This window comes from Enterobacter sp. fkY84-1 (assembly GCF_052974705.1).
Genome location: NZ_CP169393.1, coordinates 227,090 through 244,927 on the forward strand (window position 1 = coordinate 227,090; position 17,838 = coordinate 244,927).

11 protein-coding genes and 3 rRNA genes are annotated in these 17,838 nt (G+C 55.2%); 11 read left to right on the forward strand and 3 right to left on the reverse strand.

Features of this window, described 5'->3' with window-relative positions; genetic code table 11:
• The first annotated feature begins 5 nt into the window (after positions 1 to 5).
• The 4 genes from nfi to ACEPLT_RS01065 all read left to right on the forward strand — a co-directional run bounded on the left by nfi (position 6) and on the right by ACEPLT_RS01065 (position 2,472).
• On the forward strand, positions 6 to 677 hold the full coding sequence (gene nfi, locus ACEPLT_RS01050; protein ID WP_232929279.1) for a deoxyribonuclease V: 672 nt from the start codon (positions 6 to 8) through the stop codon (positions 675 to 677).
• A gap of 41 nt (positions 678 to 718) precedes the next feature.
• Complete coding sequence (locus ACEPLT_RS01055; RefSeq protein WP_008503468.1) at positions 719 to 1,309, forward strand: YjaG family protein; 591 nt, start codon at positions 719 to 721, stop codon at positions 1,307 to 1,309.
• 186 nt (positions 1,310 to 1,495) lie between these two features.
• Positions 1,496 to 1,768: a nucleoid-associated protein HU-alpha gene (hupA, locus tag ACEPLT_RS01060; protein WP_002445246.1), complete on the forward strand. Its 273-nt coding sequence runs from the start codon at positions 1,496 to 1,498 to the stop codon at positions 1,766 to 1,768.
• A gap of 11 nt (positions 1,769 to 1,779) precedes the next feature.
• Positions 1,780 to 2,472, forward strand: a complete 693-nt coding sequence (locus ACEPLT_RS01065) for a DUF1481 domain-containing protein (protein ID WP_039025499.1) — start codon at positions 1,780 to 1,782, stop codon at positions 2,470 to 2,472.
• Positions 2,473 to 2,530: 58 nt separating this feature from the next.
• On the opposite strand, the gene purD is transcribed toward ACEPLT_RS01065, so the two are convergent.
• Positions 2,531 to 3,823 carry a phosphoribosylamine--glycine ligase gene (purD, locus tag ACEPLT_RS01070; protein WP_063618796.1) on the reverse strand — a complete coding sequence of 431 codons (1,293 nt, stop codon included), beginning with the start codon at positions 3,821 to 3,823 and terminating at the stop codon, positions 2,531 to 2,533.
• Between the two features lie 15 nt (positions 3,824 to 3,838).
• Entirely contained in the window at positions 3,839 to 5,428 is a 1,590-nt protein-coding gene (gene purH, locus ACEPLT_RS01075) for a bifunctional phosphoribosylaminoimidazolecarboxamide formyltransferase/IMP cyclohydrolase (RefSeq protein WP_232929280.1), read from the reverse strand.
• A gap of 561 nt (positions 5,429 to 5,989) precedes the next feature.
• Here purH and ACEPLT_RS01080 point away from each other — a divergent pair.
• The 7 genes from ACEPLT_RS01080 (at position 5,990) to aceK (ending at position 16,927) form a co-directional block, all read left to right on the forward strand.
• Positions 5,990 to 7,529: ribosomal RNA gene (locus tag ACEPLT_RS01080) — 16S ribosomal RNA — on the forward strand.
• A 199-nt stretch (positions 7,530 to 7,728) separates the two neighbouring features.
• Positions 7,729 to 10,634, forward strand: a 23S ribosomal RNA gene (locus ACEPLT_RS01085).
• 70 nt (positions 10,635 to 10,704) lie between these two features.
• A 5S ribosomal RNA gene (rrf, locus tag ACEPLT_RS01090) occupies positions 10,705 to 10,820 on the forward strand.
• The 16S, 23S and 5S rRNA genes sit together here, the layout of an rRNA operon.
• A 181-nt stretch (positions 10,821 to 11,001) precedes the next feature.
• Positions 11,002 to 11,931, forward strand: a complete 930-nt coding sequence (gene metA, locus ACEPLT_RS01095) for a homoserine O-acetyltransferase MetA (RefSeq protein WP_008503405.1) — start codon at positions 11,002 to 11,004, stop codon at positions 11,929 to 11,931.
• Between the two features lie 270 nt (positions 11,932 to 12,201).
• Positions 12,202 to 13,803 carry a malate synthase A gene (aceB, locus tag ACEPLT_RS01100; RefSeq protein ID WP_032654592.1) on the forward strand — a complete coding sequence of 534 codons (1,602 nt, stop codon included), beginning with the start codon at positions 12,202 to 12,204 and terminating at the stop codon, positions 13,801 to 13,803.
• A 31-nt stretch (positions 13,804 to 13,834) separates the two neighbouring features.
• Complete coding sequence (gene aceA / locus ACEPLT_RS01105) at positions 13,835 to 15,139, forward strand: isocitrate lyase (RefSeq protein ID WP_023619257.1); 1,305 nt, start codon at positions 13,835 to 13,837, stop codon at positions 15,137 to 15,139.
• A gap of 51 nt (positions 15,140 to 15,190) precedes the next feature.
• Positions 15,191 to 16,927 carry a bifunctional isocitrate dehydrogenase kinase/phosphatase gene (gene aceK, locus ACEPLT_RS01110; RefSeq protein ID WP_232929227.1) on the forward strand — a complete coding sequence of 579 codons (1,737 nt, stop codon included), beginning with the start codon at positions 15,191 to 15,193 and terminating at the stop codon, positions 16,925 to 16,927.
• 37 nt (positions 16,928 to 16,964) lie between these two features.
• On the opposite strand, the gene iclR is transcribed toward aceK, so the two are convergent.
• On the reverse strand, positions 16,965 to 17,795 hold the full coding sequence (gene iclR / locus ACEPLT_RS01115; protein ID WP_023293555.1) for a glyoxylate bypass operon transcriptional repressor IclR: 831 nt from the start codon (positions 17,793 to 17,795) through the stop codon (positions 16,965 to 16,967).
• Positions 17,796 to 17,838: the final 43 nt, after the last annotated feature.

Here is a 17,838-nt window from a genome sequence, read left to right on the forward strand (position 1 = left end):
TCGTTATGGATCTCGCGTCGCTACGCGCTCAACAAATCGAACTGGCCTCATTGGTGATCCGCGAGGATCGTCTGGATAAGGATCCTCCGCAGTACATTGGCGGAGCCGACGTCGGGTTTGAGCAGGGTGGGGACGTGACGCGAGCGGCGATGGTGGTGCTGAAATACCCTTCGCTCGAGCTGGTGGAGTACAAGGTCGCGCGTATTGCCACCACCATGCCGTACATTCCGGGCTTTCTCTCCTTCCGCGAATATCCCGCGCTGCTGGCAGCGTGGGAGCAGCTTTCGCAAAAACCTGACCTGCTTTTTGTCGATGGGCACGGTATCTCACACCCGCGCCGTTTAGGCGTTGCCAGCCACTTTGGGCTGCTGGTGGATGTGCCGACCATCGGTGTCGCCAAGAAACGCCTCTGCGGCGCGTTTGAACCTCTTTCAGCCGAGCCAGGTGCGCTGGCGCCGCTTATCCATAAAGGCGAGCAGCTGGCGTGGGTCTGGCGCAGCAAGGCGCGCTGTAATCCGCTGTTCATCGCCACCGGCCATCGGGTGAGTATGGACAGCGCCCTGGCGTGGGTACAGCGCTGCATGAAGGGCTACCGCTTACCGGAGCCAACGCGCTGGGCTGACGCGGTGGCCTCTTCGCGTCCGGCTTTTGTTCGTTGGCAGGAAATTCAGCGATGATTCAGGTAAACTGCGCCTAATTTTCGATTCGAGAGATCATCATGCTACAAAACCCGATTCACCTGCGCCTTGAAAAGCTGGAAAGCTGGCAGCACGTCACCTTCATGGCTTGCCTGTGCGAGCGCATGTATCCCAACTATGCCGCGTTCTGCAAGCAGACCGGCTTTGGTGATGGCCATATCTACCGCCGCATTCTGGATCTGATCTGGGAAACGCTGACGGTGAAAGACGCGAAGGTGAATTTCGACTCTCAGCTCGAAAAGCTGGAAGAGGCGATCCCGGTGGCGGATGATTTTGACCTGTACGGCGTCTACCCGGCAATTGATGCCTGTGTGGCGTTAAGCGAATTGCTCCACTCCCGCCTGAGCGGTGAGACGCTGGAGCACGCTATCGAAGTCAGTAAGGCCTCTATCACCACCGTGGCGATGCTGGAAATGACCCAGGAAGGTCGCGAGATGACCGACGAAGAGCTGCGTGCGAACCCGGCCGTTGAGCAAGAATGGGATATCCAGTGGGAGATTTTCCGCCTGCTGGCAGAGTGTGAAGAACGCGACATTGAGCTGATCAAAGGGCTGCGCGCGGACTTACGTGAGGCCGGTGAGAGTAATATTGGTATAATTTTTAACCAATGAGATAAGAAAACTTGAGATAACGCCCGTTTTGTCGCTCCTCGACTCTTCCCTTTCGACCCTTGTCTGGTCTACATTTGGGGGGCGAAAAAAAGTGGCTATCGGTGCGTGTATGCAGGAGAGTGCTTTTTTGGCATTTTCGTCGCACTCGATGCTTAGCAAGCGATAAACACATTGAAAGGATAACTTATGAACAAGACTCAACTGATTGATGTAATTGCGGACAAGGCTGATCTGTCTAAAGTGCAGGCTAAAGCTGCTCTGGAATCTACCCTGGCTGCTATTACTGAGTCTCTGAAAGAAGGCGATGCTGTACAACTGGTTGGTTTCGGTACCTTCAAAGTGAACCACCGCGCTGAGCGTACTGGCCGCAACCCGCAGACCGGTAAAGAAATCAAAATCGCCGCAGCTAACGTGCCGGCATTTGTTTCTGGTAAAGCACTGAAAGACGCTGTTAAGTAAGACGCGTGGCAGTGAACAGTTTTAGCGAAGGGGCGGCAACGCCCCTTTTGTCTTTCTGGCGCGGAACGCTCGCGCTGGCAGGCGTGCTGCTGCTGTCAGCCTGTAGTCACGACACCACCCTGCCGCCGTTTACCGCCAGCGGCTACGCTGACAACCAGGGCGCGGTCAGGATCTGGCGTAAAGATTCCGGCAATGAAGTTCATCTGTTGTCTGCCTTCAGCCCGTGGCATAGCGGCAATACGTCGACGGCAGAATATCGCTGGCAGGGAGATGACCTCTCGCTGATTGAGCTGAACGTCTACAGCAAGACCCCCGAACACGTGAAAGTGCGTTTTGACGACCATGGCGAGCTGAGCTTTATGCAGCGTGAAGTCAGCGGTCAAAAACAGCAGCTTTCCAGCGACCAAATCGCCCTCTACCGTTACCGTGCCGAACAAATCCGCCAGACCAGCGATGCGCTTCGTCTGGGACGCGTTGTGCTGCGCCAGGGGCGCTGGCATAACGACGGGACGGTAACCACCTGCGAAGGGCAAACGGTGAAGCCTGAGCTTGAATCCTGGGCGACCGAACACATTCAACGCCGTCAGCGTCATTCCTCAATGGAAGTGAGCGTGGCGTGGCTTGAGGCGCCGGAAGGCTCTCAATTGCTATTGGTGGCGAACGAAGATTTCTGCACCTGGCAGCCGACAGAGAAGAGTTTTTGAGGTAAATCCCCTCTCCCTTGAGGGAGAGGGTTAGGGTGAGGGGGAACAGACGGTTCCGTTACTCCCCCTGCTCGCGCGCAATCGCGCGATAGCCGATATCCTGACGGCTAAAGCTACCGTTCCAGTGAATATCCGCCATCAGCGCATAGGCGCGCTTCTGCGCTTCTGCCACGGTATGACCCAGCGCGGTCGCACACAGCACGCGTCCGCCGTTGGTCAGAACGCGATCGTCTTCAGCCAGCTTCGTACCGGCATGGAACACCTTCGCACCGTCAATCTCTTCCAGAGGCAGACCGTGGATCTCATCCCCGGTGTTGTAATTACCCGGATAACCACCCGCAGCAATCACCACACCCAGAGATGCACGCTCGTCCCACTCTGACGTTTTCTCGTCCAGCTTGCCTTCGCAGGCTGCCAGACACAGATCCACCAGATCGGATTTCATGCGCAGCATGATGGGCTGCGTTTCCGGATCGCCAAAGCGGCAGTTGAATTCGATGACCTTAGGGTTACCCTGCTTGTCGATCATCAGGCCCGCGTAGAGGAAACCGGTGTAGGTGTTACCTTCCGCCGCCATCCCTTTCACGGTTGGCCAGATGACGCGATCCATGGTGCGTTGATGAACTTCGTCAGTCACGACCGGCGCAGGGGAGTAGGCGCCCATCCCGCCGGTATTAGGACCCGTGTCGCCATTACCCACACGCTTGTGGTCCTGGCTGGTGGCCATCGGCAGAACGTGCTCGCCGTCGACCATCACGATAAAGCTGGCTTCTTCACCGTCGAGGAACTCTTCAATCACGATACGGTGGCCCGCATCGCCGAAAGCGTTACCTGCCAGCATGTCCTGAACCGCGGCTTCGGCTTCTTCGAGCGTCATCGCGACGATCACGCCTTTACCGGCGGCCAGACCGTCGGCCTTGATAACAATCGGCGCGCCCTTCTCACGTAAGTAGGCCAGAGCAGGCTCCACTTCAGTGAAATTCTGATATTCCGCCGTCGGGATATTATGACGCGCGAGGAAATCTTTGGTGAAGGCTTTGGAGCCTTCCAGCTGCGCGGCCCCTTGCGTTGGGCCGAAGATTGTCAGGCCCGCCGCGCGGAACGCGTCAACGACGCCAATCACCAGCGGCGCTTCCGGGCCGACGATGGTCAGGTCGATTTTCTCCTGCTGAGCAAAGCTTAACAGCGCCGGAATGTCGGTCACGCCGATAGCCACGTTCTGCAGCGCGGGTTCCAGTGCGGTACCGGCGTTGCCCGGTGCCACGAAGACCGTTTTAACCAGCGGAGACTGGGCCGCTTTCCACGCCAGCGCGTGCTCGCGTCCGCCGTTACCAATCACTAATACTTTCATTTTCTGCTCCGGGAATTAATGGCGGAAGTGACGCATGTCGGTGAAGATCATCGCAATGCCGTGTTCGTCGGCAGCGGCAATCACTTCGTCGTCACGGATTGAGCCGCCAGGCTGGATCACGCAGGTGATGCCGACAGCGGCTGCGGCGTCGATACCGTCACGGAACGGGAAGAAGGCGTCAGAGGCCATGGCGGAGCCTTTGACTTCCAGGCCTTCATCGCCTGCTTTAATACCCGCGATTTTCGCCGAGTAAACGCGGCTCATCTGGCCTGCGCCTATCCCGATAGTCATGTTCCCTTTGGCATAGACGATGGCGTTGGATTTCACGAACTTCGCCACCTTCCAGCAGAACAGCGCGTCACGCAGCTCCTGTTCGGTCGGCTGGCGTTTCGTTACCACGCGCAGGTCGGCTTCTGTCACCATCCCCAGATCGCGGTCCTGAACCAGCAGGCCGCCGTTCACGCGCTTGAAGTCCAGGCCCGGCACGCGTTCTGCCCACTGGCCGCAAACCAGCACGCGCACGTTCTGTTTTGCCGCGGTGATTTTCAGCGCGTCTTCGGAGGCCGATGGCGCGATGATCACTTCGACAAACTGGCGGGAGATGATGGCCTGAGCGGTTTCAGCATTCAGCTCGCGGTTGAAGGCGATAATGCCGCCGAACGCGGAGGTCGGGTCGGTTTTGTAGGCGCGGTCGTAAGCGTCCAGGATAGAGGTACTGACCGCTACGCCACATGGGTTCGCATGCTTGACGATAACACAGGCCGGCTCGCTGAATTCTTTCACGCATTCCAGCGCTGCGTCTGTATCGGCAATGTTGTTATAGGAGAGCGCTTTGCCTTGCACCTGCTGGGCGGTCGCAACTGAGGCTTCTTTTACCTCTTCTTCTATATAGAAGGCAGCCTGCTGGTGGCTGTTCTCGCCGTAGCGCATATCCTGCTTCTTAATGAAGTTCAGATTCAGGGTGCGCGGGAAGCGGCCTGAAGGATCTTTGCTTTCACCGTGGTAAGCCGGCACCAGGCTACCGAAGTAGTTGGCGATCATGCTGTCGTACGCGGCGGTGTGCTCGAAGGCTTTGATGGCGAGGTCGAAACGCGTTTCCAGGGTCAGCGACCCATCGTTGGCGTCCATCTCATTAATAATGGCGCTGTAATCGCTGCTCTTGACCACGATGGCGACATCTTTATGGTTCTTGGCCGCAGAGCGCACCATGGTCGGGCCACCGATATCAATATTCTCTACGGCATCTTCCAGAGAGCAGCCTTCGCGCGCCACGGTCTGGGCGAACGGGTAGAGGTTAACGACAACCATGTCGATCGGCGCGATATCGTGCTGTTCCATAATGGCGTCGTCCTGACCGCGACGGCCAAGAATACCGCCGTGGACTTTCGGGTGCAGGGTTTTGACGCGTCCATCCATCATTTCCGGGAAACCGGTGTAATCGGACACTTCGGTTACCGGCAGACCTTTATCTGCTAACAGGCGAGCGGTTCCACCTGTGGAAAGCAGCTCTACACCGCGTGCAGAAAGTGCCTGAGCGAATTCGACGATACCGGCTTTATCAGAAACACTGAGCAGAGCGCGGCGGACTGGACGACGTTGTTGCATGGTAAATCCCCTGGATTTCACGATTACAGAGAGCGTTAGATGAATTTTCCTGTGAAAAACTCATCTAACACACCTGACGAGGCATCCTTGTAAAGCGCGAGCATTTTAACGAAAACGTTTGCGCAACGCTCGCACATTTTCACTTTTTCGCATCATTGTGGATAAGTCTGTGTGTAAAAAGGTATAAGGCGGGGTTTTGCTGTGGAATGCAGCAGTCAGTCATTTTTCTGTCATTTAGCGGTTGCGGCCTGCGGAGAACTCCCTATAATGCGCCTCCATCGACACGGCGGATGTGAATCACTTCACACAACAAGCGGTTCGGTTGAAGAGAAAAAATCCTGAAATAACGGGTTGACTCTGAAAGAGGAAAGCGTAATATACGCCACCTCGCAACGGTGAGCGAAAGCCGCGTTGCACTGCTCTTTAACAATTTATCAGACAATCTGTGTGGGCACTCAAAGTGACATGGATTCTTAACGTCGCAAGACGAAAAATGAATACCAAGTCTCTGAGTGAACATGCGTAATTCATTACGAAGTTTAATTCACGAGCATCAAACTTAAATTGAAGAGTTTGATCATGGCTCAGATTGAACGCTGGCGGCAGGCCTAACACATGCAAGTCGAGCGGTAACACAGGGAGCTTGCTCCTGGGTGACGAGCGGCGGACGGGTGAGTAATGTCTGGGAAACTGCCTGATGGAGGGGGATAACTACTGGAAACGGTAGCTAATACCGCATAACGTCGCAAGACCAAAGAGGGGGACCTTCGGGCCTCTTGCCATCAGATGTGCCCAGATGGGATTAGCTAGTAGGTGGGGTAACGGCTCACCTAGGCGACGATCCCTAGCTGGTCTGAGAGGATGACCAGCCACACTGGAACTGAGACACGGTCCAGACTCCTACGGGAGGCAGCAGTGGGGAATATTGCACAATGGGCGCAAGCCTGATGCAGCCATGCCGCGTGTATGAAGAAGGCCTTCGGGTTGTAAAGTACTTTCAGCGGGGAGGAAGGTGTTGAGGTTAATAACCTCAGCAATTGACGTTACCCGCAGAAGAAGCACCGGCTAACTCCGTGCCAGCAGCCGCGGTAATACGGAGGGTGCAAGCGTTAATCGGAATTACTGGGCGTAAAGCGCACGCAGGCGGTCTGTCAAGTCGGATGTGAAATCCCCGGGCTCAACCTGGGAACTGCATTCGAAACTGGCAGGCTAGAGTCTTGTAGAGGGGGGTAGAATTCCAGGTGTAGCGGTGAAATGCGTAGAGATCTGGAGGAATACCGGTGGCGAAGGCGGCCCCCTGGACAAAGACTGACGCTCAGGTGCGAAAGCGTGGGGAGCAAACAGGATTAGATACCCTGGTAGTCCACGCCGTAAACGATGTCGACTTGGAGGTTGTGCCCTTGAGGCGTGGCTTCCGGAGCTAACGCGTTAAGTCGACCGCCTGGGGAGTACGGCCGCAAGGTTAAAACTCAAATGAATTGACGGGGGCCCGCACAAGCGGTGGAGCATGTGGTTTAATTCGATGCAACGCGAAGAACCTTACCTACTCTTGACATCCAGAGAACTTAGCAGAGATGCTTTGGTGCCTTCGGGAACTCTGAGACAGGTGCTGCATGGCTGTCGTCAGCTCGTGTTGTGAAATGTTGGGTTAAGTCCCGCAACGAGCGCAACCCTTATCCTTTGTTGCCAGCGGTTCGGCCGGGAACTCAAAGGAGACTGCCAGTGATAAACTGGAGGAAGGTGGGGATGACGTCAAGTCATCATGGCCCTTACGAGTAGGGCTACACACGTGCTACAATGGCGCATACAAAGAGAAGCGACCTCGCGAGAGCAAGCGGACCTCATAAAGTGCGTCGTAGTCCGGATTGGAGTCTGCAACTCGACTCCATGAAGTCGGAATCGCTAGTAATCGTAGATCAGAATGCTACGGTGAATACGTTCCCGGGCCTTGTACACACCGCCCGTCACACCATGGGAGTGGGTTGCAAAAGAAGTAGGTAGCTTAACCTTCGGGAGGGCGCTTACCACTTTGTGATTCATGACTGGGGTGAAGTCGTAACAAGGTAACCGTAGGGGAACCTGCGGTTGGATCACCTCCTTACCTTAAAGAACCTGCCTTTGCAGTGCTCACACAGATTGTCTGATGAATGATGAACTTCTGAATGTACTTTTGAGTGCATTAAGAAGTTTTGCTCTTTAAAAATCTGGATCAAGCTGAAAATTGAAACGACACATCTTAAATGGTGTGTTCGAGTCTCTCAAATTTTCGCAATCAGAAGTGAAACATCTTCGGGTTGTGAGGTTAAGCGACTAAGCGTACACGGTGGATGCCCTGGCAGTCAGAGGCGATGAAGGACGTGCTAATCTGCGAAAAGCGCCGGCGAGGTGATATGAACCTTTGACCCGGCGATGTCCGAATGGGGAAACCCAGTGTGATTCGTCACACTATCGTTAACTGAATACATAGGTTAACGAGGCGAACCGGGGGAACTGAAACATCTAAGTACCCCGAGGAAAAGAAATCAACCGAGATTCCCCCAGTAGCGGCGAGCGAACGGGGAGCAGCCCAGAGTCTGAATCAGCTTGTGTGTTAGTGGAAGCGTCTGGAAAGTCGCACGGTACAGGGTGACAGTCCCGTACACGAAAGCACACAGGCTGTGAACTCGAAGAGTAGGGCGGGACACGTGGTATCCTGTCTGAATATGGGGGGACCATCCTCCAAGGCTAAATACTCCTGACTGACCGATAGTGAACCAGTACCGTGAGGGAAAGGCGAAAAGAACCCCGGCGAGGGGAGTGAAAAAGAACCTGAAACCGTGTACGTACAAGCAGTGGGAGCACCTTCGTGGTGTGACTGCGTACCTTTTGTATAATGGGTCAGCGACTTATATTCTGTAGCAAGGTTAACCGTATAGGGGAGCCGAAGGGAAACCGAGTCTTAACTGGGCGTTAAGTTGCAGGGTATAGACCCGAAACCCGGTGATCTAGCCATGGGCAGGTTGAAGGTTGGGTAACACTAACTGGAGGACCGAACCGACTAATGTTGAAAAATTAGCGGATGACTTGTGGCTGGGGGTGAAAGGCCAATCAAACCGGGAGATAGCTGGTTCTCCCCGAAAGCTATTTAGGTAGCGCCTCGTGAACTCATCTTCGGGGGTAGAGCACTGTTTCGGCTAGGGGGCCATCCCGGCTTACCAACCCGATGCAAACTACGAATACCGAAGAATGTTATCACGGGAGACACACGGCGGGTGCTAACGTCCGTCGTGAAGAGGGAAACAACCCAGACCGCCAGCTAAGGTCCCAAAGTCATGGTTAAGTGGGAAACGATGTGGGAAGGCACAGACAGCCAGGATGTTGGCTTAGAAGCAGCCATCATTTAAAGAAAGCGTAATAGCTCACTGGTCGAGTCGGCCTGCGCGGAAGATGTAACGGGGCTAAACCATGCACCGAAGCTGCGGCAGCGACGCTTATGCGTTGTTGGGTAGGGGAGCGTTCTGTAAGCCGTTGAAGGTGTGCTGTGAGGCATGCTGGAGGTATCAGAAGTGCGAATGCTGACATAAGTAACGATAAAGCGGGTGAAAAGCCCGCTCGCCGGAAGACCAAGGGTTCCTGTCCAACGTTAATCGGGGCAGGGTGAGTCGACCCCTAAGGCGAGGCCGAAAGGCGTAGTCGATGGGAAACAGGTTAATATTCCTGTACTTGGTGTTACTGCGAAGGGGGGACGGAGAAGGCTATGTTAGCCGGGCGACGGTTGTCCCGGTTTAAGCATGTAGGCGGAACGATTAGGTAAATCCGGTCGTTTTTTAACGCTGAGGTGTGATGACGAGGCACTACGGTGCTGAAGTAACAAATGCCCTGCTTCCAGGAAAAGCCTCTAAGCATCAGGTAACATCAAATCGTACCCCAAACCGACACAGGTGGTCAGGTAGAGAATACCAAGGCGCTTGAGAGAACTCGGGTGAAGGAACTAGGCAAAATGGTGCCGTAACTTCGGGAGAAGGCACGCTGATATGTAGGTGAAGCCCCTGCGGGTGGAGCTGAAATCAGTCGAAGATACCAGCTGGCTGCAACTGTTTATTAAAAACACAGCACTGTGCAAACACGAAAGTGGACGTATACGGTGTGACGCCTGCCCGGTGCCGGAAGGTTAATTGATGGGGTTAGCGGCAACGCGAAGCTCTTGATCGAAGCCCCGGTAAACGGCGGCCGTAACTATAACGGTCCTAAGGTAGCGAAATTCCTTGTCGGGTAAGTTCCGACCTGCACGAATGGCGTAATGATGGCCAGGCTGTCTCCACCCGAGACTCAGTGAAATTGAACTCGCTGTGAAGATGCAGTGTACCCGCGGCAAGACGGAAAGACCCCGTGAACCTTTACTATAGCTTGACACTGAACACTGGTCCTTGATGTGTAGGATAGGTGGGAGGCTTTGAAGCGTGGACGCCAGTCTGCGTGGAGCCGTCCTTGAAATACCACCCTTTAATGGCTGGTGTTCTAACGTAGACCCGTAATCCGGGTTGCGGACAGTGTCTGGTGGGTAGTTTGACTGGGGCGGTCTCCTCCCAAAGAGTAACGGAGGAGCACGAAGGTTAGCTAATCCTGGTCGGACATCAGGAGGTTAGTGCAATGGCATAAGCTAGCTTGACTGCGAGAGTGACGGCTCGAGCAGGTGCGAAAGCAGGTCATAGTGATCCGGTGGTTCTGAATGGAAGGGCCATCGCTCAACGGATAAAAGGTACTCCGGGGATAACAGGCTGATACCGCCCAAGAGTTCATATCGACGGCGGTGTTTGGCACCTCGATGTCGGCTCATCACATCCTGGGGCTGAAGTAGGTCCCAAGGGTATGGCTGTTCGCCATTTAAAGTGGTACGCGAGCTGGGTTTAGAACGTCGTGAGACAGTTCGGTCCCTATCTGCCGTGGGCGCTGGAGAATTGAGGGGGGCTGCTCCTAGTACGAGAGGACCGGAGTGGACGCATCACTGGTGTTCGGGTTGTCATGCCAATGGCACTGCCCGGTAGCTAAATGCGGAAAAGATAAGTGCTGAAAGCATCTAAGCACGAAACTTGCCCCGAGATGAGTTCTCCCTGAGACTTTAAGTCTCCTGAAGGAACGTTGAAGACGACGACGTTGATAGGTCGGGTGTGTAAGCGCAGCGATGCGTTGAGCTAACCGATACTAATGAACCGTGAGGCTTAACCTTACAACGCCGAAGATGTTTTGGCGAAGAGACAGACACGATTTTCAGCCTGATACAGATTAAACAGAATTTGCCTGGCGGCTTTAGCGCGGTGGTCCCACCTGACCCCATGCCGAACTCAGAAGTGAAACGCCGTAGCGCCGATGGTAGTGTGGGGTCTCCCCATGTGAGAGTAGGGAACTGCCAGGCATCAATTAGAAGAACCCCGTACCGAAAGGTGCGGGGTTTTTTGTTTTTGTTTTTCTTCCTCTCCCTCTCCCTGAAACTTTCTCACCTTCGCCTTGCAGACTCGACATTCCGATCATTTCTGGGTATCGTTAGCTGTCTGGATGTCTAAACGTTTATACGTATGTTGTGAGGATATAAAGCTATGCCGATTCGGGTGCAGGACGAGCTACCAGCCGTCAATTTCTTGCGTGAAGAAAATGTCTTTGTGATGACGACTTCACGTGCGACAGGTCAGGAAATTCGCCCGCTGAAGGTGCTTATTCTCAATCTGATGCCCAAAAAGATCGAAACAGAAAACCAGTTCCTGCGTCTGCTGTCGAACTCCCCGCTGCAGGTTGATATTCAACTGCTGCGGATCGACGCCCGTGAGTCTCGCAATACGCCTTCTGAGCACCTGAACAACTTCTACTGCAACTTTGATGACATTCAGGGTGAAAACTTCGACGGACTGATTGTGACCGGCGCGCCGCTGGGCCTGGTGGAATTTAACGATGTTGCCTACTGGCCGCAGATCAAACAGGTGCTGGAATGGGCAAAAGATCACGTCACGTCCACGCTGTTTGTCTGTTGGGCGGTACAAGCCGCACTGAATATTTTGTATGGCATCCCCAAGCAAACCCGCACTGAAAAGCTCTCCGGCGTATACGAACACCATATTCTCCATCCCCATGCGTTGCTGACGCGCGGGTTTGATGATTCTTTCCTGGCTCCGCATTCCCGCTACGCTGACTTCCCGGCCCAGCTGATTCGTGATTACACCGATCTGGAGATCCTGGCCGAAACGGAAGATGGGGACGCTTACCTGTTTGCCAGTAAAGATAAGCGCATTGCCTTTGTGACCGGACATCCTGAGTACGATCCGCACACCCTTGCGTCAGAGTATTTCCGTGATGTCGAAGCGGGTCTGAACCCGGATGTCCCGTACAACTATTTCCCGAAAGACGATCCGCAAAACAAACCGAGAGCGACCTGGCGCAGCCACGGGAATTTGCTTTTTACTAACTGGCTCAACTATTACGTCTACCAGATAACACCATACGATCTGCGTCACATGAACCCGACGCTGGAGTAATCGTCTGCACTAAACGATCCTAAAGCATTTCAGCTATTCAAATCAGGCACCTTCGGGTGCCTTTTTTATTTCCGAAATGTCACTCATCATTCTTTAAAACTTTAATTTCAATAAAATCAATCAATTAATTGCAATTTATAATTAAAATGGAAATAGTTTTTGATTTTAGAAAAAATAGAGATAGTCTTAATTCTGCTGAGCGAAAACTACCCAACGATCTTTCGTTCGCATCGGGAGCGTGATTTTGGATCTTTGATGAGGAGCAGAGTAATGACTCAACAGGCAACGACGGTCGATGAACTGGCCTTTACCCAGCCGTATGGCGAGCAAGAACAGCAAGTATTAACGGCAGAAGCGGTAGAATTTCTGACTGAACTGGTGACCCGCTTTACGCCGCAGCGCAATAAGCTGCTGGCGGCACGTATTCATCAGCAGCAGGAAATTGATAACGGCAAGTTGCCTGGTTTTATTTCGGAAACTGCTTCCATTCGTCGTGGCGAGTGGAAAATCCGCGGCATCCCTGAAGATTTACAGGATCGTCGCGTTGAGATCACCGGTCCGGTAGAACGCAAAATGGTGATCAACGCTATGAACGCGAACGTTAGAGTCTTTATGGCCGATTTTGAAGACTCGCTGGCACCGGACTGGCGTAAGGTCATCGACGGGCAGATCAACCTGCGCGACGCCGTAAACGGCACCATCAGCTATACCAATGAAGCCGGCAAAATATACCAGCTCAAACCGAACCCGGCGGTGCTGATCTGTCGCGTGCGCGGCCTGCACCTGCCCGAAAAACATGTCACCTGGCGTGGAGAAGCCATTCCTGGAAGCCTGTTTGATTTTGCACTCTATTTCTTCCACAACTACAAAGCCCTGCTGGCGAAAGGCAGCGGCCCGTATTTCTATCTGCCTAAAACGCAGGCCTGGCAGGAAGCAGCCTGGTGGAGCGAGGTCTTCAGCTATGCGGAAGATCGTTTCAACCTGCCGCGCGGCACCATCAAAGCCACCCTGCTGATTGAAACGCTGCCCGCCGTATTCCAGATGCATGAAATCCTGCATGCGCTGCGCGACCACATTGTGGGTCTGAACTGTGGACGCTGGGACTATATTTTCAGCTATATCAAAACCCTGAAAAATTATCCCGATCGCGTGCTCCCCGATCGTCAGGTTGTCACCATGGACAAACCGTTCCTGAGCGCCTATTCGCGTCTGCTGATCAAAACCTGCCACAAGCGCGGTGCCTTTGCGATGGGCGGCATGGCAGCCTTTATCCCGAGCAAAGACGCAGAGCGCAACAATCAGGTGCTCAACAAGGTGAAAGCCGACAAAGAGCTTGAAGCACGTAACGGCCACGACGGGACGTGGATCGCCCATCCGGGTTTGGCCGATACGGCGATGGAGGTCTTTAACCGCGTGCTCGGCGACAACAAAAACCAGCTGTTTGTCACCCGTGAAGACGATGCACCAATCGCAGAAGAACAGCTGCTGGCGCCGTGCGCGGGCGAACGTACGGAAGAGGGCATGCGTGCCAACATTCGCGTCGCGGTGCAGTACATCGAAGCGTGGATCTCCGGCAACGGCTGCGTGCCGATCTACGGCCTGATGGAAGATGCTGCGACGGCGGAGATCTCACGTACCTCTATCTGGCAGTGGATCCACCATCAAAAAACGCTCAGCAACGGCAAACCGGTGACCAAGACCCTGTTCCGCCAGATGCTGGCCGAAGAGATGCGGGTGATCCAGGACGAGCTGGGCGAACACCGCTTCAGCAGCGGGCGTTTTGACGACGCTGCGCGCCTGATGGAGCAAATCACCACATCAGATGACTTAATCGACTTCCTGACCCTGCCGGGCTACCGCTTCCTGGCGTAACTCACCACATAACAATATGGAGCATCTGCACATGAAAACCCGTACCCAACAGATCGAAGAATTAAAGAAAGAGTGGACTCAACCTCGCTGGGAAGGCATCCGCCGCCCGTACAGCGCGGAAGACGTGGTGAAATTACGCGGCTCGGTCAATCCGGAATGCACGCTGGCGCAAAATGGCGCCGCGAAAATGTGGAAGCTGCTGCACGGTGGTGCCAAAAAAGGCTACATCAACAGCCTCGGTGCGCTGACCGGCGGTCAGGCACTGCAGCAGGCGAAGGCCGGTATTGAGGCTATCTACCTCTCCGGCTGGCAGGTCGCGGCGGACGCCAACCTGGCCTCCAGCATGTACCCGGATCAGTCGCTCTATCCGGCTAACTCCGTGCCGTCGGTCGTGGATCGGATCAACAACACCTTCCGCCGTGCGGATCAGATCCAGTGGGCGGCGGGTATTGAGCCAAACGATCCGCGCTTTATTGACTACTTCCTGCCGATCGTTGCGGATGCGGAAGCGGGCTTCGGCGGCGTGCTGAACGCCTTTGAGCTGATGAAATCGATGATTGAAGCCGGTGCAGCGGCCGTTCACTTCGAAGATCAGCTGGCGTCAGTGAAGAAGTGCGGACACATGGGCGGTAAGGTGCTGGTTCCTACACAGGAAGCGGTGCAGAAGCTGGTTGCCGCGCGTCTGGCTGCTGACGTGCTCGGCGTGCCGACGCTGGTCATTGCCCGTACCGATGCCGACGCGGCTGACCTGATCACCTCTGACTGCGATCCGTACGACAGCGAGTTCATCACCGGCGAGCGCACCAGCGAAGGGTTCTATCGTACCCACGCGGGTATCGAGCAGGCGATCAGCCGCGGTCTGGCGTACGCGCCGTACGCGGATCTGGTCTGGTGTGAAACCTCTACGCCGGATCTGGCGCTGGCAAAACGCTTTGCCGACGCCATTCATGCGAAGTACCCGGGCAAACTGCTGGCCTACAACTGCTCGCCGTCCTTCAACTGGCAGAAAAAGCTGGATGACAAAACCATCGCTAGCTTCCAGCAGCAGCTGTCCGACATGGGCTACAAATACCAGTTCATTACGCTGGCAGGCATCCACAGCATGTGGTTCAACATGTTCGACCTGGCGCACGCCTATGCGCAGGGTGAGGGCATGAAGCACTATGTTGAGAAGGTGCAGCAGCCGGAATTTGCGGCGGGCAAAGACGGTTACACCTTCGTGTCTCACCAGCAGGAGGTGGGCACCGGCTACTTTGATAATGTGACCACGATTATTCAGGGCGGCACCTCCTCCGTCACCGCCTTAACGGGTTCAACGGAAGAAGCACAGTTCTAATCTTTTCCCCCTCTCCCCCCTGGGGAGAGGGTTGGTGGTGAGGGGGAATATATGTCGCGTGGCCTGGAATTACTGATTGCCCAAACTATTTTGCAGGGCTTCGATGCCCAGTATGGTCGTTTTCTGGAAGTAACCTCCGGCGCCCAGCAGCGCTTCGAACACGCAGACTGGCATGCGGTTCAGCAGGCCATGAAGCAGCGTATCCATCTTTATGACCACCACGTGGGTCTGGTGGTGGAGCAGCTGCGCTGTATTACCGACGGTAAAAGTCCGGACGCGGAATTTTTACTGCGCGTAAAAGAGCATTACACCCATCTGTTACCCGACTACCCGCGCTTCGAGATTGCGGAGAGCTTTTTCAACTCCGTCTATTGCCGGTTATTTGACCACCGCTCATTATCTCCTGAGCGGTTATTTATCTTCAGTTCCCAGCCCGAGCGACGCTTTCGTACCATTCCGCGTCCGCTGGCGAAAGATTTCTTCCCCGATCGCGGATGGGAAAAGCTCCTGCACCGCGTGCTGACGGATCTGCCGCTGCGTCTGCCCTGGGAGAATAAAGCCCGGGATATCGGGTATATCCACGCCCATCTCAAAGAAGCATTCGGCGCGGAGGTGCTCAGCCACAGCCATTTGCAGGTAGCCAACGAGCTTTTCTACCGCAATAAAGCGGCCTGGCTGGTGGGCAAACTGGTTACGCCGACGGCCATTGTGCCGTTTCTGCTGCCCATTCATCGTACCGACGACGGGGAACTGTTTGTTGATACCTGCCTGACTACCAGCGCCGAGGCCAGCATCGTGTTTGGCTTCGCCCGTTCCTATTTTATGGTGTACGCTCCGCTGCCCGCCGCGCTGGTGGAGTGGCTGCGCGAGATCCTGCCGGGTAAAACCACCGCCGAGCTGTATATGGCCATTGGTTGCCAGAAGCACGCCAAAACGGAAAGCTACCGGGAGTACCTGCGCTATGTCACCACGGCCGATGAGCAGTTCATCGAAGCGCCCGGCATTCGCGGCATGGTGATGCTGGTTTTTACGCTGCCGGGCTTCGACCGGGTCTTTAAGGTGATTAAGGACAGATTCGCGCCGCAGAAAGAGATGACCGCCGCGCACGTCCGCGCCTGCTACCAGCTGGTTAAGGAGCACGACCGCGTCGGGCGCATGGCGGATACTCAGGAATTCGAAAACTTTGTGCTGGATAAGCAGCAGATCGATCCGGCACTCATGGCACTTTTACTGCAGGAAGCGCCCGCCAAAATCACCGATCTTGGTGACAAGATCGTCATTAGCCATCTCTACATTGAACGACGCATGGTGCCGCTGAATATCTGGCTGGAGCAGTCCGACGGTCAGGCTTTAAGAGATGCGATTGAAGAGTACGGCAACGCGATTCGCCAGCTTGCCGCCGCCAATATCTTCCCGGGCGATATGCTATTCAAAAACTTCGGCGTCACCCGTCACGGGCGGGTAGTGTTCTACGATTACGACGAGATTTGCTACATGACCGAGGTGAACTTCCGCGATATCCCACCGGCCCGCTACCCGGAAGATGAGCTTTCCGGCGAGCCGTGGTACAGCGTTTCGCCGGGCGATGTGTTTCCCGAAGAGTTTCGCCACTGGCTCTGCGCCGATCCGCGCATCGGGCCGCTATTCGAAGAGATGCATGCCGATCTGTTCCGCGCCAGCTACTGGCGGGGACTGCAAACGCGGATCAAAAACGGGCACGTGGAAGATGTGTACGCTTACCGTCGCAAGCAGCGGTTTTGCATCCGGTTTTCAGAGGGCATCATGTAGGCCGGGTAAGGCGAAGCCGCCACCCGGCAATGCATGCTTAACGAATCCCACCGTACGCCAGCGTGACCTCTTTCGCCGCCTTAATCACCAGCGCACCCAACTCAGTGACCCGATCGTCGGTCATACGCGAAATCGGCCCGGAAATAGAGATGGCGGCAAACGGCTCGCGGTGCTCGTCAAAAATGCAGGCTGCGATACAGCGCAGGCCGAGGGCGTGCTCCTCGTCGTCAAACGAATAGCCGCGCTTGCGGGTCAGGGCCAGGTCTTCTTTCAGATGCACCGGCGAAACCAGCGTGGCGTGGGTATAGGCATGCAGTCCTTTACGGTGCAGCAGCCCCGTCACCTGCTCCTCGGTCAGCTGCGAGAGGAACGCTTTACCCGCCCCTGAGGCATGCATCGGCAGCTTGCCGCCAATCGGCGCGGACATGCGCATCAGCTGCGTGCATTGCACCTGGTCGATGATAATCGCCTGATGGTCGCTCTGGTCGAGCACGGCCAGATTCACGGTCTCGCCCGACTCTTCCATCAATTTGCGCAGAATCGGGTGCACAATCGCCAGCAGGTTACGGCTCTGCAGGAAGCTGCTGCCCACGATAAACGCATGCGCGCCCACCGCCCAGTGCCCCAGCTCGCCTACCTGGCGGACAAAGCCCAGCTGCTGCATGGTGGTCAGCAGGCGGTGCGTCGTGGAGTTCGGCAGGCCAGCCTGCTGGGCCAGCTCCGTCAGGGCCACGCTGCTGTGCGACTCGGCTATCCACTCCAGCAGCTTCAGACCGCGCGTGAGCGATTGAACCTGTCCACCCTGTTGTGCGGCAGCGGTGGTGGCAGCAGGTTTTCTGCCGCGTTTAGCGGGAACGGTCGCGACCATGACGATCTCCTTTTTCTGTATCGTGGAAATCATTTTCGTTTTA

Excerpts from the sequence above, each read along its gene's own strand:
- aceK (WP_232929227.1), top strand. The coding sequence starts at position 15,191 with ATGTCGCGTGGCCTGGAATTACTGATTGCCCAAACTATTTTGCAGGGC.
- aceB (WP_032654592.1), top strand. The coding sequence starts at position 12,202 with ATGACTCAACAGGCAACGACGGTCGATGAACTGGCCTTTACCCAGCCG.
- metA (WP_008503405.1), top strand. The coding sequence starts at position 11,002 with ATGCCGATTCGGGTGCAGGACGAGCTACCAGCCGTCAATTTCTTGCGT.
- nfi (WP_232929279.1), top strand. The coding sequence starts at position 6 with ATGGATCTCGCGTCGCTACGCGCTCAACAAATCGAACTGGCCTCATTG.
- aceA (WP_023619257.1), top strand. The coding sequence starts at position 13,835 with ATGAAAACCCGTACCCAACAGATCGAAGAATTAAAGAAAGAGTGGACT.
- purH (WP_232929280.1), bottom strand. The coding sequence starts at position 5,428 with ATGCAACAACGTCGTCCAGTCCGCCGCGCTCTGCTCAGTGTTTCTGAT.
- ACEPLT_RS01055 (WP_008503468.1), top strand. The coding sequence starts at position 719 with ATGCTACAAAACCCGATTCACCTGCGCCTTGAAAAGCTGGAAAGCTGG.
- hupA (WP_002445246.1), top strand. The coding sequence starts at position 1,496 with ATGAACAAGACTCAACTGATTGATGTAATTGCGGACAAGGCTGATCTG.
- purD (WP_063618796.1), bottom strand. The coding sequence starts at position 3,823 with ATGAAAGTATTAGTGATTGGTAACGGCGGACGCGAGCACGCGCTGGCG.
- iclR (WP_023293555.1), bottom strand. The coding sequence starts at position 17,795 with ATGGTCGCGACCGTTCCCGCTAAACGCGGCAGAAAACCTGCTGCCACC.